This is a genomic window from Acidovorax facilis (assembly GCF_050626955.1).
In the GTDB taxonomy this organism is placed as follows: domain Bacteria; phylum Pseudomonadota; class Gammaproteobacteria; order Burkholderiales; family Burkholderiaceae_C; genus Acidovorax; species Acidovorax facilis.
Genome location: NZ_CP192460.1, coordinates 2886372 through 2908641 on the forward strand (window position 1 = coordinate 2886372; position 22270 = coordinate 2908641).

22 protein-coding genes are annotated in these 22270 nt (G+C 65.3%); 14 read left to right on the forward strand and 8 right to left on the reverse strand.

The features are described from left to right. Positions 1 to 8 precede the first annotated feature (8 nt). Positions 9 to 878, forward strand: a complete 870-nt coding sequence (fghA, locus tag ACQ4MJ_RS13230; RefSeq protein WP_431152386.1) for an S-formylglutathione hydrolase — start codon at positions 9 to 11, stop codon at positions 876 to 878. A gap of 35 nt (positions 879 to 913) precedes the next feature. After that, the gene (locus ACQ4MJ_RS13235; RefSeq protein ID WP_431152385.1) at positions 914 to 2656 is read left to right on the forward strand and encodes a phosphoethanolamine transferase; all 1743 of its coding nucleotides are present in this window, start codon (positions 914 to 916) and stop codon (positions 2654 to 2656) included. A gap of 60 nt (positions 2657 to 2716) precedes the next feature. Here the strand turns inward: ACQ4MJ_RS13235 and ACQ4MJ_RS13240 are convergent, their stop codons facing one another. Then, positions 2717 to 3706, reverse strand: coding sequence for an NAD(P)H-quinone oxidoreductase (locus tag ACQ4MJ_RS13240; protein WP_431153069.1), 990 nt, complete (start codon positions 3704 to 3706; stop codon positions 2717 to 2719). Between the two features lie 185 nt (positions 3707 to 3891). Between ACQ4MJ_RS13240 and ACQ4MJ_RS13245 the strand changes: the two genes are divergently transcribed. The 3 genes from ACQ4MJ_RS13245 to ACQ4MJ_RS13255 all read left to right on the forward strand — a co-directional run bounded on the left by ACQ4MJ_RS13245 (position 3892) and on the right by ACQ4MJ_RS13255 (position 5933). After that, a complete protein-coding gene (locus tag ACQ4MJ_RS13245) occupies positions 3892 to 4761 on the forward strand; it encodes a LysR family transcriptional regulator (RefSeq protein ID WP_218299734.1) in 870 nt (289 codons plus the stop codon). Positions 4762 to 4772: 11 nt separating this feature from the next. After that, a complete protein-coding gene (locus ACQ4MJ_RS13250) occupies positions 4773 to 5213 on the forward strand; it encodes a GNAT family N-acetyltransferase (protein ID WP_431173642.1) in 441 nt (146 codons plus the stop codon). Positions 5214 to 5420: 207 nt separating this feature from the next. Continuing rightward, complete coding sequence (locus ACQ4MJ_RS13255; RefSeq protein ID WP_431152383.1) at positions 5421 to 5933, forward strand: DUF7482 domain-containing protein; 513 nt, start codon at positions 5421 to 5423, stop codon at positions 5931 to 5933. Positions 5934 to 6010: 77 nt separating this feature from the next. On the opposite strand, the gene ACQ4MJ_RS13260 is transcribed toward ACQ4MJ_RS13255, so the two are convergent. Next, positions 6011 to 6793 carry an SDR family oxidoreductase gene (locus ACQ4MJ_RS13260; RefSeq protein WP_431152382.1) on the reverse strand — a complete coding sequence of 261 codons (783 nt, stop codon included), beginning with the start codon at positions 6791 to 6793 and terminating at the stop codon, positions 6011 to 6013. Next, positions 6790 to 7122 (reverse strand): nuclear transport factor 2 family protein, encoded by a 333-nt coding sequence (locus tag ACQ4MJ_RS13265; protein ID WP_431152381.1) that lies wholly within the window; start codon positions 7120 to 7122, stop codon positions 6790 to 6792. Before ACQ4MJ_RS13265 ends, ACQ4MJ_RS13260 begins: the two co-directional genes overlap by 4 nt. Before the next feature lie 279 nt (positions 7123 to 7401). Here ACQ4MJ_RS13265 and ACQ4MJ_RS13270 point away from each other — a divergent pair, with 279 nt between their 5' ends. Further along, positions 7402 to 8367, forward strand: a complete 966-nt coding sequence (locus ACQ4MJ_RS13270; protein ID WP_431152380.1) for a LysR family transcriptional regulator — start codon at positions 7402 to 7404, stop codon at positions 8365 to 8367. A 49-nt stretch (positions 8368 to 8416) separates the two neighbouring features. Here ACQ4MJ_RS13270 and ACQ4MJ_RS13275 read toward each other — a convergent pair whose 3' ends face one another. Beyond that, positions 8417 to 9316, reverse strand: coding sequence for a LysR family transcriptional regulator (locus tag ACQ4MJ_RS13275; RefSeq protein WP_121419447.1), 900 nt, complete (start codon positions 9314 to 9316; stop codon positions 8417 to 8419). 86 nt (positions 9317 to 9402) lie between these two features. Here ACQ4MJ_RS13275 and ACQ4MJ_RS13280 point away from each other — a divergent pair, with 86 nt between their 5' ends. After that, a complete protein-coding gene (locus tag ACQ4MJ_RS13280; RefSeq protein ID WP_431152379.1) occupies positions 9403 to 10461 on the forward strand; it encodes a sodium-dependent bicarbonate transport family permease in 1059 nt (352 codons plus the stop codon). A gap of 152 nt (positions 10462 to 10613) precedes the next feature. Here ACQ4MJ_RS13280 and ACQ4MJ_RS13285 read toward each other — a convergent pair whose 3' ends face one another. Together ACQ4MJ_RS13285 and ACQ4MJ_RS13290 are read right to left on the reverse strand one after the other, a co-directional pair. Then, positions 10614 to 11780 carry a PA0069 family radical SAM protein gene (locus ACQ4MJ_RS13285; RefSeq protein WP_431152378.1) on the reverse strand — a complete coding sequence of 389 codons (1167 nt, stop codon included), beginning with the start codon at positions 11778 to 11780 and terminating at the stop codon, positions 10614 to 10616. An 80-nt stretch (positions 11781 to 11860) separates the two neighbouring features. After that, on the reverse strand, positions 11861 to 12760 hold the full coding sequence (locus tag ACQ4MJ_RS13290) for a LysR family transcriptional regulator (RefSeq protein ID WP_431152377.1): 900 nt from the start codon (positions 12758 to 12760) through the stop codon (positions 11861 to 11863). A 66-nt stretch (positions 12761 to 12826) separates the two neighbouring features. Here ACQ4MJ_RS13290 and mdlC point away from each other — a divergent pair, with 66 nt between their 5' ends. The 4 genes from mdlC (at position 12827) to ACQ4MJ_RS13310 (ending at position 16659) form a co-directional block, all read left to right on the forward strand. Next, the gene (mdlC, locus tag ACQ4MJ_RS13295; protein WP_431152376.1) at positions 12827 to 14419 is read left to right on the forward strand and encodes a benzoylformate decarboxylase; all 1593 of its coding nucleotides are present in this window, start codon (positions 12827 to 12829) and stop codon (positions 14417 to 14419) included. 94 nt (positions 14420 to 14513) lie between these two features. Beyond that, positions 14514 to 15515 carry a Bug family tripartite tricarboxylate transporter substrate binding protein gene (locus ACQ4MJ_RS13300; RefSeq protein ID WP_431152375.1) on the forward strand — a complete coding sequence of 334 codons (1002 nt, stop codon included), beginning with the start codon at positions 14514 to 14516 and terminating at the stop codon, positions 15513 to 15515. A gap of 71 nt (positions 15516 to 15586) precedes the next feature. Then, positions 15587 to 16000, forward strand: coding sequence for a nucleoside diphosphate kinase regulator (rnk, locus tag ACQ4MJ_RS13305; RefSeq protein WP_055394263.1), 414 nt, complete (start codon positions 15587 to 15589; stop codon positions 15998 to 16000). A gap of 269 nt (positions 16001 to 16269) precedes the next feature. Beyond that, positions 16270 to 16659 carry a hypothetical protein gene (locus tag ACQ4MJ_RS13310; protein ID WP_431152374.1) on the forward strand — a complete coding sequence of 130 codons (390 nt, stop codon included), beginning with the start codon at positions 16270 to 16272 and terminating at the stop codon, positions 16657 to 16659. Between the two features lie 22 nt (positions 16660 to 16681). Here ACQ4MJ_RS13310 and ACQ4MJ_RS13315 read toward each other — a convergent pair whose 3' ends face one another. Then, on the reverse strand, positions 16682 to 17800 hold the full coding sequence (locus ACQ4MJ_RS13315) for an acyltransferase family protein (RefSeq protein WP_431152373.1): 1119 nt from the start codon (positions 17798 to 17800) through the stop codon (positions 16682 to 16684). 191 nt (positions 17801 to 17991) lie between these two features. Here ACQ4MJ_RS13315 and ACQ4MJ_RS13320 point away from each other — a divergent pair, with 191 nt between their 5' ends. Genes ACQ4MJ_RS13320 through ACQ4MJ_RS13330 form a run of 3 tightly spaced genes read left to right on the forward strand, consistent with a single transcriptional unit; the run spans position 17992 to position 20975 of the window. Continuing rightward, entirely contained in the window at positions 17992 to 18582 is a 591-nt protein-coding gene (locus tag ACQ4MJ_RS13320; protein ID WP_055394259.1) for a GbsR/MarR family transcriptional regulator, read from the forward strand. Positions 18583 to 18586: 4 nt separating this feature from the next. Beyond that, entirely contained in the window at positions 18587 to 19954 is a 1368-nt protein-coding gene (locus ACQ4MJ_RS13325; RefSeq protein WP_431152372.1) for a cytochrome ubiquinol oxidase subunit I, read from the forward strand. Between the two features lie 10 nt (positions 19955 to 19964). Then, on the forward strand, positions 19965 to 20975 hold the full coding sequence (locus ACQ4MJ_RS13330) for a cytochrome d ubiquinol oxidase subunit II (RefSeq protein ID WP_431152371.1): 1011 nt from the start codon (positions 19965 to 19967) through the stop codon (positions 20973 to 20975). Between the two features lie 9 nt (positions 20976 to 20984). On the opposite strand, the gene ACQ4MJ_RS13335 is transcribed toward ACQ4MJ_RS13330, so the two are convergent. Beyond that, positions 20985 to 22118, reverse strand: coding sequence for an ABC transporter substrate-binding protein (locus ACQ4MJ_RS13335; RefSeq protein WP_431152370.1), 1134 nt, complete (start codon positions 22116 to 22118; stop codon positions 20985 to 20987). Between the last annotated feature and the right edge of the window lie 152 nt (positions 22119 to 22270).

Consider the following 22270-nt stretch of genomic DNA (forward strand, 5'->3'; position numbering starts at 1 on the left):
CATCTACCATGACCACCTCCCTGGAACTCCTCAGCAGCCACGCCTGCTTTGGCGGCGAGCAGCGCTTCTACCAGCACGCCTCCACCGAAATCGGGCTGCCCATGAAGTTCTCAGTGTTCCTGCCCCCGCAGGCGCAGCAAGGGCCCGTGCCCGCCCTGCTCTTCCTGGCGGGGCTGACCTGCACCGAAGAGACCTTCATGGTCAAGGCCGGTGCCCAGCGCCTGGCGGCCGAGCTGGGCCTGGCACTCATCGCGCCCGACACCAGCCCGCGCGGAGCCAATGCGCCGGGTGAGGCCGACAGCTGGGACTTCGGCGTGGGCGCAGGCTTTTATCTGGACGCCACGGCCGAGCCCTGGGCACGCCACTGGCGCATGGAGAGCTACCTGCTGAAAGAGCTGCTGCCGCTGGTCTCAGCCCAGTTGCCCATCGACGGCACCCGCCTGGGCATCACCGGCCACTCGATGGGCGGGCATGGCGCGCTCACGCTGGCGCTGCGCCATCCGGGCCGGTTCCAGAGCCTGTCGGCCTTTGCCCCCATCTGCGCGCCCACCCAGTGCCCATGGGGTGAGAAAGCCTTCACGGGCTACCTGGGCGCTGACCGCACGGGCTGGATCGAGCACGACGCCACGGTGCTCATGCAGCACCAGCCGGTCGCGCCGTACCCTGCAGGCATCCTCATCGACCAAGGCCTGTCCGACAAGTTTCTGGCCGACCAACTGCATCCACACCTGTTCGAAGCTGCGTGCCAGGCCATCGGCCAGTCGCTCAGCCTGCGCCGCCACGCGGGCTACGACCACGGCTACTACTTCATCCAGACCTTCATGGCCGACCACCTGGCGCACCACGCCAGAAACCTGCTGCCGCAGTCCGCACGTTAATGCGGCCTTAAGCCTCGGGCGCCACAGTGCGCCCCATGCCTTTGATACTGCAGCGCCTGCTGCTTCCCCACCTGGCCACGGGCACCGCGCCCCGGCCCGTTTCCACCGCAACACGCCACCTGCACCCCGCCTGGGTGGTGGTGCTCATCAGCACCTGGCTGGCCACGGCCTGCAATGTGCCGCTGTGGCGCGAGGTGGCGCTGTTGCCGGGCCAGGGCAGCCTGCGCGGCTGGGGCTTTGCCATCGCGTTTGCGCTCATCGTGGCAGCGGGCAATGCCGCACTGCTGAGCCTGCTGGCCTGGCGCTGGACGCTCAAGCCCGCCGCCACCGTGCTGGTGGTGATGGCTGCGTTTGGCGCGTATTTCATGCTGGCCTACGGCGTGGCCATTGACGCCAGCATGCTCACCAACGTGCTGCAAACCGACGTCAAAGAGGCGGGTGACCTGCTCAACTGGCGCATGCTGGCCACCGTGCTGGCGCTGGCCGTGCCACCGCTGTGGTGGCTGCTGCGCCGCCCCGTGTTGCGGCTGAGCACCCTGCGCCACGCGGCGCACAACGGGCTGCTGCTGGCGGGCGCCATCGCCCTCATCGTGGTGTGCCTGCTGCTGGTGTTCCAGGACTTTGCATCGACCATGCGCAACCACACCAAGCTGCGCTACCTGATCAACCCGCTCAACAGCGTGTACGCGCTGGGCAACATCGCCACCAAGCCCCTGCGCATGGATACCAGCAAGCTGCTGCCCCTGGGGCGCGATGCACAGCTGGGCGCCAGCTATGCGGGTCAGGTCAAGCCGCCGCTGCTGGTGCTGGTGCTGGGCGAAACCGGCCGCAGTGGCAACTTCGGCATCAACGGCTATGAGCGCAACACCACACCGCTGCTCGCGGCCCGCACGGACCTCATCAGCGCCCGCAACGCCTGGTCGTGTGGCACGAGCACCGCTGCATCGGTGCCCTGCATGTTCTCGCACCTGGGCCGCACGGGCTATGAAGCGCGCGCTGCCAACTTTGAAAGCCTCATCGACGTGCTGCACCACGCAGGCCTGGCCGTGCTGTGGGTGGACAACCAGTCCGGCTGCAAAGGCGTGTGCGACCGCATTGGCGAGACCCTCACCAGCGCGCCAAAAAGCCCGACGCCCGACCCCGCCCTGTGCCCCGGCGGCGAGTGCCTGGACCGCGTGATGCTGCAAGACCTGGACACCCGCATCGCCGCCCTGCCCGCGGAACAGCGCCAGCGCGGCACCGTGGTCGTGCTGCACCAGATGGGCAGCCACGGCCCCGCGTACTACAAACGCTCGGCGCCCGACAACAAGAAGTTTGGCCCCGAATGCACATCCACCTCCCTGCAGGAGTGTGAGCGCCAGCAGGTCGTCAACGCGTATGACAACAGCGTCGTGGAGACGGACTTTTTCCTCGATTCAGTGCTCAAATGGCTCACAGCGCAGGATAGCAAAGCGCAAACAGCTATGATTTACGTAGCAGACCACGGCGAATCACTGGGCGAGAACAACCTCTACCTGCACGGCCTGCCCTACTCCATTGCGCCCGACGTGCAAAAGCATGTGCCGTGGATCACCTGGCTCTCGCCCGCCATGCAGGCGCGCACCCAGGTCGCCACCGGCTGCCTGCAGCACGAGCTGGCCGAGCGGCGCATCACCCACGACAACTACTTTCACTCGGTGCTGGGGCTGATGGATGTGAAGACCGGGGCGTACAGCGCGGGGCTGGACATGTTTGCAGGTTGCCGACAGGCGGCGGGGGCGGCCAGAGCGGCGGGCTGACGCGGAGTCGGGCCTGCCCGGGCGCCATGCCCCAACCGCAACAATGAACTTCTGCGCGCCTCACGCCGCCCCTGGCAGCAGCAGAATCTTGCCGACGTTGACGCCAGATTCCATGCGACTGTGGGCCTGCGCGGCATCTGCCAACGGGTAGGTGCTGTCAATCACCGGCCAGATCGCACCGGCCGCCAGCGCAGGCAGCCACCGCTCGGCAAAGCGCTGCACCATGGCCTGCTTGACCTCGGGCGGGCGCGACTTCATCACCGTGCCAAAGATCTGCAGATGGCGGTATAGCACGGCGTCCATCGGCAACGTGGCGCCTTGCGCACCACCCAGCAAGCCCACGGCCACCATGCGCCCGCCCACGGCCAACGACCGCACGTTGCGCTCCAGGTATGGCGCACCAATGAAGTCGATCACCACGTCCACACCTTTGCAGTCCGTTGCCTGCGCCACCACGGCCGCAAAGTCCTCGCTGCGGTAATCAATGAACACATCCGCGCCAAAGCCCAGCACTGCATCGCGCTTGTCACCGCTTGCTGTGCCAAACACCCGTGCGCCCGCCGCTTTCGCCAGTTGCACCGCCGCCGAGCCCACGCCGCCTGCGGCTGCGTGGATCAGCACCGACTCGCCCGCCTGCAGGTTGGCCAGGTGGAACAGCGCCTCGTGTGCAGTCACAAACACCTCTGCCACCGCACCCGCTGCCACCAGGCCCAGGCCCTCCGGCACATGCATGGCCATGCGGTGGTCGATGCGCGACAGCTCGGCGTAGGCCCCGCCGCCCACAATGCCCATCACACGGTCGCCCACGGCAAAGCCGCGCACCAGAGGGCCCACCGCGACCACCGTGCCCGCGATCTCCAGCCCCATGGTGTCCGCATCGCCAAAGTAGGCGCGACCGTAAGCCCCCTTGCGGTGCAACAGATCAGCGCGGTTCACGCCGATGGAGGCGTTGCGCACCAACAGGTCGTGCGGACGCACCTCGGGGGTCGGGACCTCCCGGGCCACCAGCACCTCAGGCCCACCGAAGTCGTCGAACACGATGGCCTGCATGGTGGGTGGTACGGCGGTCTGCACAGTGGCGGTATGTTGTTCACTCAAAGCGGTGGGCATGGGTTGCAGTCCTCAAAAATGTCATTCAGGCCTGCAAGGTTACAGCGCCAACACACAATTCAAACGCAGCAATTTCGCTCTGTAGTGATGCAAAATTGCATCACTCCCACCCGATGAATACCACCATGAACTGGGACGACACCCGCGTCTTTCTCGCGCTGACAAGAGCCCCCTCCTTGCGCGCCGCCGCGCGCAGCCTGGGCATTGACCAAGCCACCGTGGGGCGGCGGCTGAATGCACTGGAGGCCGAGCTGGGCGCCAAGCTGTTCCTGCGTGCCAAAGATGGATACCTGCTCACGCCGGCAGGCGAAACGGCCCTGGCAGCCGCCCGCCGCATGGAAAGCGCAGCCCTCGACCTGCGCACCAAAATCGAAGGCCAGGACGAAAACCCCGGCGGCATCGTGCGCGTCACAAGTACCGACTCCATCGCCATCGACCTGCTGCTGCCCGCAGTCGAGCGCCTGCAGCGGCACTGGCCCCACATCCGTGTGGACCTGGAGGTCTCCACCCAGTTGCTCAGCCTCAGCCGCAGGCAGGTGGACATTGCGTTTCGCAACGTCCGCCCGGAGACGCCCGACCTGGTCGTGCGCCGCGTGGTGTCATGGCCGGTGGGCCTGTTTGCCAGCGCGGGCTATATCGAGCACTTTGGCGAACCCGTGCCCGACGACGAACTGCGCGGCCACCACCTGGTGGCCTATGGCCCCTACCTGGAGCACAGCCCGTTTCTGACCATGGCCGGTGTGCCCGCCCGCCAAGCCCGCATCGCCATGGCCGTGCGCTCCAGCCTGCTGGTGCGCAAGGCGGTGGCAGCGGGCATTGGCCTTGGTGAAATGCCGGTGTGGATGGGCGAGCGCGAAGGCCTGGTCCGCATCTGGCCCCAACGCCGCCGCGCCACCGATTACGAGGTCTGGCAAGTCATGCACCCCGACCTGCAGCGCACCGCACGCGTCCGCGCCACGGCAGAGTTTCTGTCGGAGGCATTTGGTCAGGCGTAGCGGAACACGGCATGCTGCTTGGCGCTGCCTTCGCAACCAAAGCATCAGCAAACCTGAACTGGCCGACCGACCGAAGAAGCAACCCATTCATCAGTCGGTCAGCGGCGGCAATACCTGCTGCGCCATACTCCGGCACCTATTCCATCTGCTTCATTCCCCACCCCATGCAGTACACCATCCAGCACCAGGAACAAGACGCCAAAGGCGCCTTCACCATCGAGAACAGCGGCCAGCGCCTGGCCGAGATGACCTACAGCCGCACCAACGCCACGATGGTCATCGTGGACCACACCGAGGTGGATCCATCACTCAGCGGGCAAGGTGTCGGGCGCGAGTTGCTGGGCGCGCTGGTGCAGTGGGCGCGGGCTACGGGCACCAAGGTGGTCCCGCTGTGCCCATTTGCCAAGGCACAGTTTGACAAGGACGTGGCTATTCGGGATGTGCTGGTTTAGGCAGGCCCTATGACGGGGACGCGACAGCCTCAACCCACTGACTGGTTCCGTTCGCCGGGGTTTTTTGCTTCTTGGTGTCAGAGGTCGCTTGGGCAAAATGGCAGCACCATGCGCCAGCACTCCCATCCGTCGCACGAGCCGACTCACCTCGGCTAGCCACCACATGCTGCTCAGGATCAACGTTCAGCCTCACCAGGAGCGTCGCACTTGATTCGTCTCACCATCGCCATTGCATCCGTGGTTCTGCTCATCGGATGCGCGGGGCCCCGTTTTGATGCCGGACGGACAGAAACGGTACTTCCACTGCACCGTGCCTGGGTTGACGGGCGACAGGTGGAGTACATCACGACAGACATCTCGGACGGCGCCATGGCAGAGGCCGCCGGTGTGAACCACGTCCCTCGCCTGCGCGACGCCATCGCCGCGCGCCCCTCGGTGCTGGAGCGTGTGTACAAATTCTCGCAGGGCGAACAGATCAGCATCTTTCAATCTGCGCCACGTCCCGTGGGCGCGGCGAACACGGACCGAAGCTACAGCCCACTGTGGCGCCTCGTCCTGGTGACGAGAACGACACACGATCCGGGGCCCGAGCTGACATCGGAGGAGGAGCTATTGGCTGCCGAAGAAAAAGGCCTGGTCTCGCTCGAAGTCACCGATATCGTCATCAACTGCCCCGTAACGCGGGCTGTCGGTGGCGGTGGCCTGACAGGGGTGCGGTAAGACGAACCGCAGCTCAACCGGGTGTCAGTTCCTGGCGTTCCACCAGGGCTGATGTGAAAAGCCGCATTGCTGCGCCTCTAAACCGTCGGCACCGTGCCCCCATCAATCACATGCTCCGAGCCCGATATCGCTCCCGCACGCGGTGACACCAAAAACGTGATCAGGTCGGCCACCTCTTGCGGCCTGGCGGGGCGGCCCAGCGGGATGCCGCCCAGCGACTGCATGATGATCTGCTTGCCGCCTTCGTAGTCCGTGCCTGCCTGGGTGGCCACGCGCTCGGCCAGGGCGACGGCGGCTTCGGTTTCGACCCAGCCGGGCGAGACGCTCAGCACGCGAACGCCTTGTGGCGTGACCTCTTTCGACAAGGCCTTGCTGTAGGTGGACAGGGCCGCCTTGGCAGCAGCGTAGGCGGTGGTGGACCCGGGCAGCGGCAGCACGCGCTGGATAGAGCTGACGTGGACGATGACGCCCGCGCCCTGGGCCAGCATGGCGGGCAACAAAGCGCGGTCCAGGCGCACGGCGGGCATCAGGTTCTGGTTCAGTTCGTTGAACCACTGCGCATCGTCCAGCGCTGCAAAGCCCCCGCCTGGCGCGCTGGAGCCGCCCACCACGTTGACCAGAATGTCCACGCAGCCCCAGTGCGTGAGCACCGCCTGCGCAACCTCTACAGCGCCTTCTGCGGTGGAGACGTCGGCAGGCACATACAGCACGCCGCCAATCGGGTGCGCAGGGGCTGAACGCGCGGTAGCCATCACCTGCACACCGGCGTCCACCAAAGCCTGCACCACTGCCGCGCCCACGCCTTTGGTGCCGCCCGTGACGAGTGCGCGCTGGCCGCGCAGTTGAAGGTCGAAGCTCATACCGTGATCTCCAGCGACGCAATCAGGCCACGCTCAAGGCGAAAGCGGTAGCGCAGATCGACCGGGCTACCAGGGAAGTTGCCCTCGACGCGGCTGGTGACGACCTGGTGGCCGTCGCTCTGCTGCAGCGCAAAGGGTTCGGTGGTGTACGTGTACTTTGTCGATGCCGCGGCCTTCCAGGCCTTGATGGCGTCGATGCCCGAATGGGTGCGGCCCTCGTCCTTGACGACGGCCTGTGCCGTGAAGCACCGGGCAATGGCCTCAGCGTTCTTTTGTTGGTCGGCCGCAAAGTAGGCGGCAATGGGGTCAGGGAGGCTCAAAGGGGTCATGGTGACGATCTCCTTGGTTTAGGGATGAGCTGCACAACTCCCTGCGGTCTGTGATAGCGCGGTCTCGGGCTGTCCACTGCGTTGCTTTTCTTGCCAATAGCGCGGCTATTGGCAAGAAAAGACGCCTTGTGCCCCATCCCGATCCGCGCTACCACCGCCTCGCGAGGGTTATGCAGGTCACCCCTAGTCGTTGGGTTGGTGGAGTCGTCAGGATGCGCCTGCAGAACCAATTAGTGAATGGCCTAGAATTTTAATAAGCTATGTAGAAAAAAATACAGAATGCGCGGATCGGATTTTGCAGAACTGAAGGCCTTTGCCGCCGTGGTCGAGCGCGCGAGCTTTGCGCGCGCGGCGGAGCACCTGGGGCTGTCGCCGTCGGCGCTGAGCCAGACGATTCGCCAGCTGGAAGCCCGCTTGGGCGCGCGATTGCTGAACCGCACCACGCGCAGCGTGGCGCCCACGGCCACCGGGGCGCAGCTGTATGCGCGCATGGCCCCGCTATTTCGGGACATGGCCGACGCAGTGGCCGAAGCCAGTGCGTCGGCCAGCCAGATGGGGGGCACGCTGCGCATCAACACGCTGGGCATGGCCGCCACGCAGGTCATCGCGCCACGGCTTGGGCGGTTTCACCAGGCCCACCCGGATGTGGTGCTGGACATCGTGGTGGACGACGGGCTGAGCGACATCGTTGCGGGCCGCTTTGATGCGGGCATCCGCGTGGGCGGGCGGCTGGAAAAAGACATGATCGCCGTGCGCCTGACACCGGACGTGAAGATGATTGCCGTGGCCTCGCCCGACTACCTGGCGCAGCGCGGCACGCCCAAGGCGCCCGCCGACCTGCACGGCCACGCGTGCATCAACTGGCGGCTTCAGATGGATGGCCGGACCTACCGCTGGGAGTTCGAGAAAAAAGGAAAACGGGTGGAGATTGCCGCAGAAGGACCGCTGGTGACCAACCACTCGGACATGGGCGTGGCTGCGGCCGTGCAGGGCCTGGGCATTGCCTATGCGTTTGACCGTGAGCGGGTGGACAACCACATTGACCAGGGGCGGCTGGTGCAGGTGCTTGCCGACTGGTCGGTGGCAAAGCCCGGCCTGTTCCTGTACTACTCCAACCGGCGCCATCCATCACCGGCATTGACGGCTTTCATCGACTGCCTGCTGGACCGTGATCTGCCAGAACCCAAGCCTGGCTTGCAACGCCCATCATTGAATGCGGCTGTACAGAGGGCTCCACGTCGGTGATGGGGTCTTGGGTGGCCGATATCAGCCATTCAAGCAAGAAGCGTCACCCTCACCGTCCTTCCATCCACCCCTTCACCTCGCCCATCAGGTGCCCCCGGAACACCTCCGCAATCGGTGACAGCTGCTTGCCCTTGGGCCAGACCAGGTGCCATTGCGACTGAATGGGGAAGCCTTGCACGTTGAGCACGGCCAGGCCCTCGTGGTGGGGGCCGAGGCTGTGGCGGGAAACGATGGAGACGCCCAGCTGGCCTTCCACCGATTCCTTGATGGCCTCGTTGCTGCCCAGCTCCAGTACGGCGCTGGGAACAAAGCCCAGCTGGCGCAGGTGCGCGTCGGTGGCCATACGGGTACCGGAGCCTTTTTCGCGCAGGATGAAGCGCTCGGCCTGCAATTGCGTGAACTTGACGCGCTTTTTCGCGGCGAGTGGGTGGCCTGCGGCGGCGATGACGACGAGCGGGTTGGGCATGAGGATATGGTCTTCCAGCGGCAAATCGGCCGGCGGCATGGACATGACGTAGAGGTCGTCCAGGTTGCTACGCAGCCGGTTGATGACATGGTCGCGGTTGAGCACCTCCAGCGAGATGTCGATCTGCGGGTGCAGCTTGCAAAAGCTGCCCAGCAGACGCGGCACAAAGTATTTGGCGGTGCTGACCACGGCGACCTTGAGGCGTCCGCTGGTGAGGCCCTTGGCGCCAGACACGCGCTGCTCAAACGCATCCCACTCGCCCGCAATGGCGCGCGCGGTGCGGGCCAGGGCATGCCCCGCTTCGGTGAGGTGCACGCGGCGCGAGATGACTTCGTACAGCGGCAGGCCCACGGCCTGAGACACCTCGCGCAGCTGCATGGAGGCGGTGGGCTGGGTGACGTGCATGACCCGGGCGGCGGCGCTGACGCTGCCGGTTTCGGCCAGCGCCAGAAAAAGGCGCAGCTGGCGAAAGGTGATGTTCATAGATTTTTATCTATAGATAAGCGCATTCGAATCGATTTTACTTTGCACCCTGCACTGCATAGCATTGGCGCCCAAGGAGTTGAATGATGCAAAACTTGCTGGACCCTGCGATCCTGTTTTTTGCCCTGGGTGTGTTTGCGGGCCTGGTGCGGTCCAACCTGGAGATGCCTGCGGCGATCTCGAAGTTCTTGTCGATCTACCTGCTAATGGCACTGGGCCTCAAGGGCGGGTTTGCGCTGGCGGCGTCGGGCTTTACGTCCAACGTGGCCACCAGCCTGGGGCTGGCGGTGCTGCTGGCCATCGTGGTGCCGATGGTGGGCTATGCGCTCTTGCGGCGGGTGCTGTCGGGCTTCAATGCGGCGGCGGTGGCAGCCACCTATGGATCGGTGAGCGCGGTGACGTTTGTGACGGCCACGCAGTACCTGGAGTCGCAACACATCGCCTACGGCGGCCATATGGCGGCGGCGATGGCGCTGATGGAGTCGCCCGCCATCATCCTCGCAGTGCTGCTGGCCAATGCGCTGCGGCAAAAACAGCAGGCTGTGGCCGTGGCCACCACCGCCCCGCCCGTGGTGGCGATGACAGGCGGGGGCGCCGCCACGCTGGGCGGTCATGGCCCGGGCAACGTCAATGGGAAGGGCGGCCCCCACCTGCCGGTGGGCAAGATCCTGCACGAGTCGTTCACCGATGGCACGCAGTTGCTGCTGCTGGGCGCGATGCTGATTGGCCTGCTGACGGGCGATGCGGGCAAGGCGGCCATGCAGCCATTCTCGGGTGATCTGTTCAAGGGCATGTTGTGCCTGTTCCTTCTGGACATGGGCCTATCGACCGCACGCAACCTGCCTGCGGTGCGCCAGCAGTCGCCCTGGCTGCTGGCCTATGCGGTGCTGGGCCCCATCACCCACGCCACGCTGGCGCTGGGCCTGGCCTGGCTGGTGGCTGTGCCTGCAGGCGATGCGGTGCTGCTGATGGTGCTGGCGGCCAGTGCGTCCTACATCGCCGTGCCTGCGGTGGTGCGCTATGCCATCCCTGAGGCCGACCCGTCGCTGTATGTGAGCCTGTCGCTGGGGCTGACGTTTCCGCTCAACATCGTGCTGGGCATTCCGCTGTACACGCAGGTGGTGCAAAGCCTGTGGACCGTGTGAGGGGGCGATACACACAGCCCACACGTGGCCCTGGCGTGCGCTTGTGGAGCCTGGTTCAATAGCTATCATTTAAATAGCTATTGAGGCATGCTGGACGAGCGGAAGCGGCCATTTTTATTTAAATTTTCAACCCACTGCGCCACACAGCCGGGTCAGAACAGGCTGCTTTGCCCCTGCAGCAGCCCGGGGCGGAACTGGCCCAGGTCCAGCTCCACGCGTTCGCGGTTCAGGCCCAGCCTGCGGCAGGTGGTGGCAAAACGCTGGCGCACCAGGTCGGCCCACAGGCCGGTGCCTTTCATGCGGGTGGCGAAGTCGCTGTTGTAGGTTTTGCCCGCGCGGCGCTCGGCGTCGCTGAGGTGGTGCAGGTCTTGCACGCGGGCCATCACGCGCGCGGCGCGCTGGGGGTAATGCACCTGCAGCCATTCGCGAAAGAGCGTATCCAGCTCCCACGGCAGGCGCAGCACGGTGTAGAAGGCACTGCGCGCACCCGCGTCACGCGCGGCCTCCAGCACCTGTTCCATGTCTTCGGTGATGAAGGGGATCTGTGGCGCCACGCTCACGCCCACGGGCACACCAGCCTCGGCAAGCGCGCGGATGGTGCGCAGGCGCCGGTGGGGCGCTGCGGCGCGGGGCTCCATGCGGCGGGCCAGCGTGGCATCGAGCGTGGTGATGGTGACGTACACCGCCGCTAGGCGTTGCGCTGCGAGCGGAGCCAGCAAATCCAGGTCACGCTCCACACCGCTGGATTTGGTGATGAGCGAAAACGGGTGGCGCGCGTCGCGCATCACTTCGATGAGGCTGCGGGTGAGCTTCAGTTCGCGCTCCACAGGTTGATAGCAGTCGGTGGCCGAGCCGATATTGATCAAACGGGGCACGTAGCGCGGCGCGCACAGCTCGCTACGCAGCACTTCGGCAATGTTGTGTTTGGCCACGATCTGCGTTTCAAAGTCGAGCCCCGGTGAGAAGTTGAGGTAGCTGTGGGTAGGCCGCGCGTAGCAGTAAATGCATCCGTGTTCGCAGCCCCGGTAGGGGTTCACCGAGAGTTCAAAGAAGATGTCCGGCGAGTCGTTGGCGCAGATGGCGCTGCGCGCGGCTTCGAGATGCACGCGGGTGGCGACGGGGGCGGCGGGTGCATCGTCGTCCGCATCGTTACCCCCCGGCAGTTGGCCCCAGCCGTCGTCGGCCGCGTCGCGCACATCGCGCGCAAACCGGTGAGCCAGGGCCGTGGCCGCGCCCCGGCCACGGATGGCCTGCAGCGGGATGCGGACCTCTTCGGGCGGCGCAGGGATGTCGGACTTGTCCGTGAAGGTGCGAGACATAACTGTATAAATATACAGCCAATTGGTGCTGCGTGCTTGCCCCTCCGCCCCCGCAAGCATGCGCGCGGCCTTGGCACGGTTTACTCCTTGAACAGCTGCTCGATCAGCCCCCGCATCCACTGGTTGCCGGGGTCGCTTTCAAAGCGGCGGCTCCAGTGCAGCGACACCGTGAAGTCACGCAGCGGCAGTGCGGGCTCGATCAGGGTGTAGCCACCGTCGGCCGCAAAAGTGCGTGCGATGTTGCGGGGCATGACCACGGCCAGGTCCGTGGCCCGCACGATGGCGGGCAGCACCATGAAGTGCTCGGTGGTCAGGCGGATGCGGTCCTGCAACTGTTGCATCTCCAGAATGCGCAGGGTGTCGGAGTGGGTGCGCACGGCCACAAACTCCAGCTGGTGCAGGGCGCTGAGCAGGACAGGGCCGCTGCGCCTGGTGGCGGCGAAGGGGTGGCCTGCGCGCAGCAGCACCACGTAGCGATCCTGGATGAGTTGCACACGCTGCGTATCCTTCACCGTGGGCAAAAAGCCAAAGGCGAAGTCGATGGCACCGCTGTCCAGCCGCTGGGGGATCTCGTGGCGTGGCACGGGCAATGTCTCCAGCCGCACTCCGGGCGCCTGATGCTGCAGCGCCACCATCAGGTCGGGCAGAAAACGGCCTTCGCCAATATCGCTCATGTGAATGCGGAACACCTTGTGCGACTGCAAAGGGTCAAACAGGGCCGACTCGTTGAGGGCCTCTTCCAGCAGGCCCAGCGCGCTGCGCACGGCGTTGGCCAGCCGGTCGGCCTTGGGGGTGGGCTGCACGCCGCCGCCCGCGCGCACAAACAGCGGGTCTTTGATCAGCAAACGCAGCCGCGTCAGCGCCTGGCTGGCTGCCGGCTGTGTCAGGTCCAGCAGCTCGGCGGCCCGGCTCACGTTGCGCGTGCGGTAGACGGCATCGAACAGGCGCAAAAGGTTGAGGTCGATGTCTTTAATATGCATTGAGTGAATACCGCTTAGTCACTTCATTGTATTGATGGATAGAGCAAGCCATCCGAAGATGCGGGGATGCCTTCAGAACAACCCCATCTCCCCACCGTGCGCGAGGCCGTGCTCGACCTGCTGCGCGGCTTTCACATCGATACCATCTTTGGCAACCCGGGCTCCACCGAGCTGCCACTGTTCCTCGACTTTCCCAGCGACTTCCGTTACATCCTGGGCCTGCAGGAATCGGTGGTGGTGGGCATGGCCGACGGCTATGCGCAGGCCACCCACAACGCCGCCTTTGTGAACCTGCACTCGGCGGCCGGCGTGGGGCACGCCATGGGCAATATCTTCACGGCGCACAAGAACCGCACGCCCATGGTCATCACGGCCGGGCAGCAGGCGCGCTCCATCCTGCCGTTCGACCCCTTCCTGTTCTCGGGCCAGGCCACCGAGCTGCCCAAGCCCTACGTGAAGTGGAGCGTGGAGCCCGCGCGCGCCGAAGATGTGCCCCTGGCCATCGCCCGCGCCTACTACATCGCCATGCAGCAGCCGCGTGGGCCGGTGCTGGTGTCTATCCCCGCCGACGATTGGGACAAGCCTTGCGAGCCGCTGAAGGCGCGCACCGTGAGCACCGAAACGCGTCCCGAGCCCCGCGTGCTGGAGGCCATTGGCGATGCACTGGATGCCGCGCGGCGCCCCGTCTTCGTGGTGGGTGCCGCCGTGGACCGCGACCGTGCCTGGGACGAGGTGGTGGCGCTGGCCGAGCGGCACAACGCTGCCGTGTGGATTGCCCCCATGGCGGGCCGCTGCGGCTTTCCGCAGGACCACCGCCTGTTCGCCGGGGTGCTGCCCGCCATGCGCGAGAAAATCGTCGCGCTGCTCGCCGGCCACGACCTGGTGTTTGCGCTGGGCGCCGCGGCGTTCACGTACCACGTGGAAGGCTTTGGCCCGCATGTGCCGCCGGGCGCGCAACTGGTGCAGCTGATTGAAGACCCCGGCACCGCAGCCTGGACGCCTGAAGGCACCTCGGCCGTGGGCGGCATCCGGCTCGGGGTGCTCGACCTGCTGGCGCGCCCCGCACCACCGCCACGCGCCTTGCCACAACCGCGCCCCGCACGCCCGCGTGTGGAGCCCACGGGGCCGCTGATGAGCGTGCCCTATGTGATGCAGACCCTGGCCGAGGTGCGCGATGCGGCCTCCATCGTGGTGGAAGAAGCGCCCAGCTCGCGCGCAGCCATGCACGCCTACCTGCCCATTGTGCAAAGCGAAACCTTCTACACCATGTGCAGCGGCGGCCTGGGCTATGGCATGCCTGCCGCCGTGGGCGTGGCGCTGGCCAAACCCGACAAGAAGGTGATCGGACTGCTGGGCGACGGCTCGGCGATGTATTCCATCCAGGCCCTGTGGAGCGCGGCGCAGCTGAAGCTGCCTATCACCTTCATCATCCTCAAGAACCGCCGCTACGCGGCGCTGCAGGAGTTTGCCCCCACCTTCGGCTTCCACGAAGGCGACAAGCTCGAAGGCACCGACCTGCCGGATCTCGACTTCCTCGCGCTCGCCCGTGGCCAGGGCTGCGAGGCCGTGCGTGTGAGCGACCCCGCCTTGCTGCACCAGGCGCTGCGCGATGCACTGGCCAGCCCGCGCGCCATCCTGGTTGAGGTGGACGTGGCCTGACAGGCCCTGCACAACCCGTTCTTCCCGGCTCACCCCATCACCACAACACACCAGACCCGGCGCACCCGGGCGCTCACCTTGACTGGAGACAACCATGCACCCCGTTCACAACCCGCCCTCCCCAACCCCCCGCCACCTGCTGCGCACGCTGGCATGCGCCGCTGTCAGCGTGCTGCTCAGCACCGCCGCCATGGCAGACACCTGGCCCAGCAAGCCGATCAAAGTCATCGTCAACTTCCCCGCCGGGGGCGCCGCCGACCAGATTGCGCGCGCCGTCACCCAGCCCCTGCAGGCCGCGCTGGGACAGCCGGTGGTGGTGGAAAACCGGGGCGGTGCGGGCGGCAACATCGGCGGGGAGGCCGTGGCCAAATCCCCGGCCGACGGCTATGCCCTGCTCATGAGTTCGGGCGGCATGGTGTCGGTCAACCCGCACCTGTATCCCAAGATGCCTTTCGACCCCGTCAAGGACCTGACACCCGTGGCTGCTGCTGCACGGGTGCTGGTCTTCCTGGAGGTGCGCCCCTCGCTGCCGGTCAACACCATCCAGGAGTTCCTCGCGCACCTGAAGGCCAACCCCGGCAAGCTGAGCTTTGGCACGCCGGGCAACGGCAGCTCGCCCCACCTGGCGGCCGAGATGCTCAAGACCCAGGCCAATGTATTTGCGGTGCATGTGCCCTACCGGGGCGCGGCACCGGCCATGCAGGACCTGCTGGGTGGGCAGCTGGACTTCATGTTCGACCCGGGTATCGGCCTCTCGCATGTGAAAGCGGGCAAGCTCCGGCTGCTGGCCGTGGGCAGCGCCAAGCGCTCACCCCTCTTCCCGGACGTTCCCACGCTGGACGAAGTAGGCCTGAAGGGCTTTGACGCAGACACCTGGTTTGGCTTTTATGCACCGGCGGGCACACCGCCCGACGTGGTCACGCGCCTGAACCGCGAGATCAACAAGGTGCTGGGCACGCAGGCCGTCAAGGACCGCATCACGGCGCTGGGCGGGGTGCCTGCCCCTATGTCGCCCACCGACTTCAACGCACGGGCTTCCATCGACAGCGCACGGTTTGGCGCCCTGATCAAGGCGCGCAACATCCAGGGAGATTGACCGCGCGCGGCAGTGCGAGATTCGCGATGGTCTACAGTCCCGCGCTTTGTCACCACCTTAGAGGTACTGCCATGGCGCGCAAGCCCCAGATCATCCTGTCGTCGCTCGACGTTGACCGCATCGAAGCCCTGCTGGCCGCCATCCCGGCCAGTGTCTTCCCGGGCAAGGCGGACCTGCAAGCAGAGCTGGACCGGGCCGATGTGGTGCCGCCCGAAGACATCCCGCCCAACGTGGTGACCATGAACTCCACCGTGCAGTTCTCCATCCTGGAGACGGGCAAGGAGTTCTGCCTGACCCTGGTCTACCCGCGCGACGCGGATGGCACTGCAGACCGCATCTCGATCTTCGCGCCCGTGGGCAGCGCCCTGCTGGGCCTGGCGGTGGGCGATGAACTGGCCTGGCCCGGACCGGGCGGCAAGTCGATGACGGTGCGCGTGAAAGACATCCTGTACCAGCCTGAAAGTGCCGGCGAACTGCATCGTTGAATTCGGGACACCCCCCTGAGGCGCTGCGCGCCTTCCCCCCGCTCTCACAGCGCTGCGCACTGCGGGCGGGGGGACGCCGCCCTCGCTGCGGGGCGGCCCTTGCTTGGCTGCCCTGGCCTTTGAGCACGCCGGTTTCTGAGGCTATTGGGTAGCAGGAGCCCGCTGGAGCACTGCGCGCCTTCTATTCCCGGCGAGTCCAGCCTGGAGGGTGCAGATGCCGTGGATTGGGGTGGTGCAAAGCGCCATGAGCCGCGACAATGGCAGCCGCCATGACCACACCGCCCGCACCGCACACGCCAGACATCCCTCCATCGATTGACCAGTTCGACCCGGACTCGACGGTCGCATTCCAGCGGCGAATGGAGCGGGCTCCTGAATGGTTCTGCTCCTTCCTGGCGGGAAACAGCCGCGAAAAGAGCCGCCTCAAGCGCGAGATGGCAACCATGAAGGGCTCGGTGGTGTGGCTGGTGCAGCAGCGCCGCCAGGGCAACTGGGATGCCGCAGAGCGCGCCCATTTGCGGGATGTGATGCGGTCAGCCTCGTCCGTGAGTCCCTACCTGTTCATCTGGGTGATTCCGGGCTCGATGCTGATCCTGCCCTTCATGGCCTGGTTTCTGGACCGGCAGCGCAAGCGGCGCGAGCGCAAGCTACAGGGTTGAAGGGCTCTTCACGAGCCCTCATTCAGAACCCGTTGTTGGTAACAGCCACCAGCAGACCGGTGCCCACCAGCCCCGCCTGCCAGCGCAATGCGGTGGACCAGGTGGGCACATGCCGCTCTACCCGCAGGTAGAGCAGGCGCCCGGCGGCGAGGGACAGGACAAACGCCAGCAGCATGCCCAGCGCATTGGGCACCGGCGAAGCAGGCCACAGGTGGCTGACCACGGCATTGACCAGCAGGCACACTGCAAAGTGCACGAGGAAGATGGAGTAGGACATCTGCCCCACGCGAACCAGTGGCGCAAAACCGCCCCAGGCACGCAGACGTTCGGACCGCAACGCCACCACCAGGCACAGCGCCGTGACGAGCGCCACCACAATGCGGCCCCGGAAGTCCAGCGCCAGGGCCACACCGCCCAGCAGCACCATGGCGCTCAGCCACCCCACCGGGCTGGCTGCGCGCACAGCCCAGTACGCCAGCATGCCCAGGCCATAGGCACCCAGGAAGTAGATCGCCCACATGTCGAGCCCGGCCATGCGGTTGAAAACCCACAGCGACGCTGCCACACCTGTCACGATGAGCACCCGGGCCAAAACAGCCCCGTGCCGCTGGGCCCACGCGCCCGGCAGGGCCCTGACGCCCGCCCAGAGCAGCACGCTCAATGCGAAAAGCTGGAAGTCGATGGCCACATACCAGACACCGGCAGACAGGGCATCTTCGTCCACGATGTCCTGCAGCAGCAAGGCATTGGCCAGCAATTGCGCCAAGGTGGGTTCTTCCGGCACAGAAGGGTGCTCCATCCAGGGGCGCACCAAGGCAGCCACCACCACCGTCAGCAACAACGCCACCGCGTAGGGAACCACCAGCCGCACAAAACGCTTGGCCACTGCATTGCCAGCATGGTCAAACCGCGCCACGCCCTGGGGCGCCAGGCTGGCTGCGGCAAGGTAGCCGCCCAGCACCAGAAACACCTGCACCGCCATGCGCCCATAGTCATACAGCCAGGCCATCAAGGCGGGGGCGAGAGGCTGGGCGATGTCCGACATCGGGCCATAAAAGGCCAGGTGGTGCCAGACGATGGTGATGCACGCCACGCCCTTGACCATATCGATCAGGGGCATGCGGGAAGGAGACGAAGACATGGGAGCGGGGAGGTATGGCATGTGCCGAGGCGGGGCCGCACCGGCAGACAAAAACCTCTATTGTCCCCCGCATCCAGCAGTTTGCGCAGCCCCAGAGCCTGCCGCGGTACCCCGCCTTCTGGGGATGCAATTTCCTGAATTTTCAGAAATTACTGAAATTTCAAAAAATCAAGCGCACAATACATGCCTATATGACCTACGTCAACCATTTACCCCCTCTGAATCGCCAGTTCGTGGCCCACTTTGGCGAGATGGGCAGCCGCTGGGGCATCAACCGCACGGTCGGCCAGATGTATGCACTCATTTTCCTGTCTCCTCGCCCGCTCAATGCCGACGAGATTGCTGAAACGCTGGAGTTTTCGCGCTCCAACGTGAGCATGGGGCTCAAGGAGCTTCAGGCCTGGCGGCTGGTGAAACTGAGCCACCAGCCGGGCGACCGGCGCGAGTACTTCGAGGCACCCAAGGACGTGTGGGAGATCTTCCGTGTGCTGGCCGAGGAACGCCGCCGCCGCGAGATCGAACCCACCTTGTCGATGCTGCGCATGGCGCTGCTCGAAGAGCCCTCCTCCGATGAAGAGCGCCACGCCCAGGAACGCATGCGCGAGATGCACGAACTGATCGACCGGCTCATGACATGGTTCGACGACGTGCAGCGCCTGGCGCCTGAAACAGCGATGCAGCTCATGGGCATGGGCACCGCCGTTACCCGGGTGCTCGAATTCAAGGACCGGCTGACCGGCAAGGGCAATCACTCGCCAAAGAGCAATCCCTCAGGAGTTTGACGCCATGGACGCCTTCACGCTCTCGCGCATCCAGTTCGCGGCCAACATCAGCTTTCACATCCTGTTCCCCACCATCACGATTGCGCTGTGCTGGTTTCTGGTGTTCTTCCGCCTGCGGCACACGGCCACGCGCGGCACACCGGCGGCGCTGGGCTGGGAGCAGGCCTACTACTTCTGGACCAAGGTGTTTGCGCTGACCTTTGCGCTGGGCGTGGTGTCGGGCATCACCATGAGTTTTCAGTTCGGCACGAACTGGCCTGGCTTCATGGAGCATGTGGGCAACATTGCCGGACCGCTGCTGGGCTATGAGGTGCTGACGGCGTTCTTCCTTGAGGCCACCTTCCTGGGCATCATGCTGTTTGGCCGGGGGCGCGTGTCCGAGCGCATGCACCTTGTCGCCACGCTCATGGTGGCTTTTGGCACCACGCTGTCGGCTTTCTGGATCTTGAGTTTGAACTCGTGGATGCAGACGCCCGTGGGCTACGAGATCATCGATGGCAAGTTCCACGCGGTGGACTGGCTGGCGATTGTGTTCAACCCGTCCTTCCCCTACCGACTGGGCCACAAGCTGCTGGCATCGGCCCTCACGGCAGGCTTTTTGATCGCCGGTGTGAGTGCCTGGCAGCTCATCAAGGGCACGGCCAACGAAGGCACGCGCAAGGCCCTGCGCACGGCCATCACCGCAGTGGCCGTCGTGATCCCGCTGCAGATCTTCATGGGCGACCTGCATGGTCTCAACACGCTGGAGCACCAGCCCGCCAAGATCGCCGCCATCGAGGGCATCTGGCACACCGAGAAGGGCGCGCCACTTACGCTGTTTGGCCTGCCCAACGAGAAGGAAGGTCGCACCGACTACGCCTTGCAGATCCCCAAGGCGGCCAGCCTGATCCTGGCGCACGATAGCGACGCCGAGCTGAAGGGGCTCAACGAATTCCCAGGTTCCCATCCGCCCGTGGCGCCCGTGTTCTGGGGGTTCCGCGTGATGGTGGGTGTGGGCCTGCTCATGCTGGCCGTGGCCTGGGTGGGTGCTTTGGTGCTGTATCGCCGCCGCAAGCAAGACCTGGCCACCCTGCCCCGTCCACTGCTCTACACGCTGGTGGGTATGGCGTTCTCAGGCTGGGTGGCCACGCTGGCCGGGTGGTACGTGACCGAAATCGGTCGCCAGCCTTACTTGGTCTATGGCCTTTTCAAGACCGCCGACGCCGTGGCCCTCCACGCGCCCGCCATGGTGGCCAGCACGCTGGCTGCCTATCTCATCGTCTATGGGCTGCTGCTGGTGGCCTATGTGGGCGTGATCAAGTACATGGCCGAACACCCAGCCATGCCCACACCGGCGGCGCCCCATCCCGCGCCAGCCCCTCGCGCCGTTTAAGGAGGCCTCCATGGACGCACTGAACTGGGCCACCGCCCTGCCCCTGATCTTCATGGCCGTTATGGGCCTGGCCCTGCTGGCCTATGTGATCCTCGACGGCTACGACCTGGGCGTGGGCATCCTCCTGCCCTTTGCCACCGATGCGGAGAAGGACGTGATGGTGTCCAGCATCGGCCCTTTCTGGGACGCCAACGAGACCTGGCTGGTGTTGGGCGTGGGGGTGCTGCTCATCTGTTTTCCGACCGCGCACGGCGTGGTGCTGTCGGCCCTGTACCTGCCGGTGGCCGTGATGCTGGTGGGCCTGATACTGCGCGGCGTGGCTTTCGACTTTCGCGTGAAGGCCCGCGACTCGCACAAGACCACATGGAACCGCCTGTTTGCGGCAGGCTCACTGGCGACCACCCTGGCCCAGGGCTGGATGCTGGGGGCCTACATCACCGGCTTTCAGAACGACACCTGGGGCCTGCTGTTTTCCGCAGGCATTGCCATCACCCTGCCTGCGGCCTACGCGATGCTGGGCGCGGGCTGGCTCCTCATGAAGACCGATGGCGATCTTCAGCGCAAGGCCGCCCGCTGGGGCCAGGGTGCGCTGTGGCCCATGGGGTTTGCGCTCATGGGAATTTCGCTGGCCACGCCGCTGGTCAGTCCCATGGTGTTTGCCAAGTGGTTTGTACTGCCCGAGCTGTTTGCGCTGCTGCCCATTCCGCTGGCCTGCGTGGCGGCCTTCTTTGCCATCCGCCATGTGCTGGCCACGCCGCGCGTCGTGCAGGCGGGCTACGGCTGGATCGTGTTCGGCGCCACCGTGCTGATCTTTGTGCTGGCCTTCCTGGGGCTGGCCTACAGCATCTATCCCTACATCGTGATCGACCGCCTGACAGTGTGGCAGGCCGCCAGCGCCACGGAATCGCTGGTGGTGATCGGCATCGGCGTGGCCATCACGCTGCCAGCGATCATTGCCTACACCATCTTCATGTACCGGGTGTTCTGGGGCAAGGCGCGGGAGCTGACGTACGGGTTGTGAAACCTCCGCTCAATACCGCAGACTCCCTTCCGCGTCCACAATGGCCAGCTCCACATAAGTCGAGCCGTTGTGGCTCTTGGGCGAGTATTTGACGTTAAAGCGCCCAAAGGATATTTCACCGGCATCCTCCATCGTCTTGATGAATGACTCCGTGGTCAGGTTGCGCCCCGTGCGGCGCAACCCCTCCACCAGCAGCCGGGCATGCACGAATCCCTCGAACTGTGAAGCCGAAGGCAGGGCGCTGGGGGACTTGGCGCGCAGCAGGGCCAGGTATTCGGCCACCACGGGCACCGTGGTGCTGCGCAGCGACGGCATGATCTGCGCGAGGATGATGCCGCGCGCCCTTTCTTTAAGTTCGCGGTGGATCACGTCCATGCTGGCTACAGAGAACCCGTAGTACGCGGGCCGCGCCGCTGTCGATTGCACGGCCTTGATGTAGCTGGTGAACGTGGTTCCTGCGGTTGCAACGATCACGGCCTGGGGCTGTGCCTTTTCGGTGGCCTGCGCCGCAGCAGCGAAGTCCGGCTGTTTGGGATCTACCTTGATCTCCGCCACGAAGGCCAGCTTTTCCTCATCGGAGGCTTTCTTGAGTTCGGCCAGCAAGGTTTTGCCCAGTCCGTCGTCCTGGTAGAACACGGCCACGCGGCTGATGCCCTGCTGGCGCAGCTGCGAGACGATTTTTGCAGCCTCGCTCGCATACCCTGCGCGCACATGAAAGACGTAGGGGTTGAGGGTTTCCCGAAACACCGAAGCGCCCGTGACCGGGCCAAACAGCAGGGTGCGGTGCTCCTTGATCAGGGGCAATATGGCGGCCGTCTGCGCCGTGCCGGTGCTGTTGTAGATCATGAAGACCTTGTCGGTCTCCAGCAGCTGGCGCGTGTTCTCCACCGCTTTCTGGGGATCGAAGCCGTCGTCAAGTGTGGTGTATCGGATCATGCGGCCATGCACGCCGCCCTGCGCATTCACCGCGTCGAACATGAGCCGCGAGCCCTCGCCATACTGCGCAGTCTGTGGCCCGAGCGGCCCCGACAGCACCGCCGATGCGCCGAGACGGATTTCATCGGCGGTCACGCCCTCGTTGCGGGCATGGCCCAGGCCACCTGTGCACAAGGCAACCAGCAGCACCAGAAAAGAACGAAACATCACGCACCCACCTTGCAAAGAATGTGCTGACCGAGCAACCCAAGCACACGCGCTTTGGTTATTGATCATCATCATTATCCGCAGCCACCAGAACAGGCTTATGGGGGTTTGCCCTTGCCTCGGGAGCGCCAGAAACAGCTTCGCCCGCAGTG

Excerpts from the sequence above, each read along its gene's own strand:
- fghA (WP_431152386.1), top strand. The coding sequence starts at position 9 with ATGACCACCTCCCTGGAACTCCTCAGCAGCCACGCCTGCTTTGGCGGC.
- ACQ4MJ_RS13235 (WP_431152385.1), top strand. The coding sequence starts at position 914 with ATGCCTTTGATACTGCAGCGCCTGCTGCTTCCCCACCTGGCCACGGGC.
- ACQ4MJ_RS13240 (WP_431153069.1), bottom strand. The coding sequence starts at position 3,706 with ATGCAGGCCATCGTGTTCGACGACTTCGGTGGGCCTGAGGTGCTGGTG.
- ACQ4MJ_RS13245 (WP_218299734.1), top strand. The coding sequence starts at position 3,892 with ATGAACTGGGACGACACCCGCGTCTTTCTCGCGCTGACAAGAGCCCCC.
- ACQ4MJ_RS13250 (WP_431173642.1), top strand. The coding sequence starts at position 4,773 with ATGCTGCTTGGCGCTGCCTTCGCAACCAAAGCATCAGCAAACCTGAAC.
- ACQ4MJ_RS13260 (WP_431152382.1), bottom strand. The coding sequence starts at position 6,793 with ATGAGCTTCGACCTTCAACTGCGCGGCCAGCGCGCACTCGTCACGGGC.
- ACQ4MJ_RS13265 (WP_431152381.1), bottom strand. The coding sequence starts at position 7,122 with ATGACCCCTTTGAGCCTCCCTGACCCCATTGCCGCCTACTTTGCGGCC.
- ACQ4MJ_RS13270 (WP_431152380.1), top strand. The coding sequence starts at position 7,402 with ATGCGCGGATCGGATTTTGCAGAACTGAAGGCCTTTGCCGCCGTGGTC.
- ACQ4MJ_RS13275 (WP_121419447.1), bottom strand. The coding sequence starts at position 9,316 with ATGAACATCACCTTTCGCCAGCTGCGCCTTTTTCTGGCGCTGGCCGAA.
- ACQ4MJ_RS13280 (WP_431152379.1), top strand. The coding sequence starts at position 9,403 with ATGCAAAACTTGCTGGACCCTGCGATCCTGTTTTTTGCCCTGGGTGTG.
- ACQ4MJ_RS13285 (WP_431152378.1), bottom strand. The coding sequence starts at position 11,780 with ATGTCTCGCACCTTCACGGACAAGTCCGACATCCCTGCGCCGCCCGAA.
- ACQ4MJ_RS13290 (WP_431152377.1), bottom strand. The coding sequence starts at position 12,760 with ATGCATATTAAAGACATCGACCTCAACCTTTTGCGCCTGTTCGATGCC.
- mdlC (WP_431152376.1), top strand. The coding sequence starts at position 12,827 with ATGCCTTCAGAACAACCCCATCTCCCCACCGTGCGCGAGGCCGTGCTC.
- ACQ4MJ_RS13300 (WP_431152375.1), top strand. The coding sequence starts at position 14,514 with ATGCACCCCGTTCACAACCCGCCCTCCCCAACCCCCCGCCACCTGCTG.
- rnk (WP_055394263.1), top strand. The coding sequence starts at position 15,587 with ATGGCGCGCAAGCCCCAGATCATCCTGTCGTCGCTCGACGTTGACCGC.
- ACQ4MJ_RS13310 (WP_431152374.1), top strand. The coding sequence starts at position 16,270 with ATGACCACACCGCCCGCACCGCACACGCCAGACATCCCTCCATCGATT.
- ACQ4MJ_RS13315 (WP_431152373.1), bottom strand. The coding sequence starts at position 17,800 with ATGTCTTCGTCTCCTTCCCGCATGCCCCTGATCGATATGGTCAAGGGC.
- ACQ4MJ_RS13320 (WP_055394259.1), top strand. The coding sequence starts at position 17,992 with ATGACCTACGTCAACCATTTACCCCCTCTGAATCGCCAGTTCGTGGCC.
- ACQ4MJ_RS13325 (WP_431152372.1), top strand. The coding sequence starts at position 18,587 with ATGGACGCCTTCACGCTCTCGCGCATCCAGTTCGCGGCCAACATCAGC.
- ACQ4MJ_RS13330 (WP_431152371.1), top strand. The coding sequence starts at position 19,965 with ATGGACGCACTGAACTGGGCCACCGCCCTGCCCCTGATCTTCATGGCC.
- ACQ4MJ_RS13335 (WP_431152370.1), bottom strand. The coding sequence starts at position 22,118 with ATGTTTCGTTCTTTTCTGGTGCTGCTGGTTGCCTTGTGCACAGGTGGC.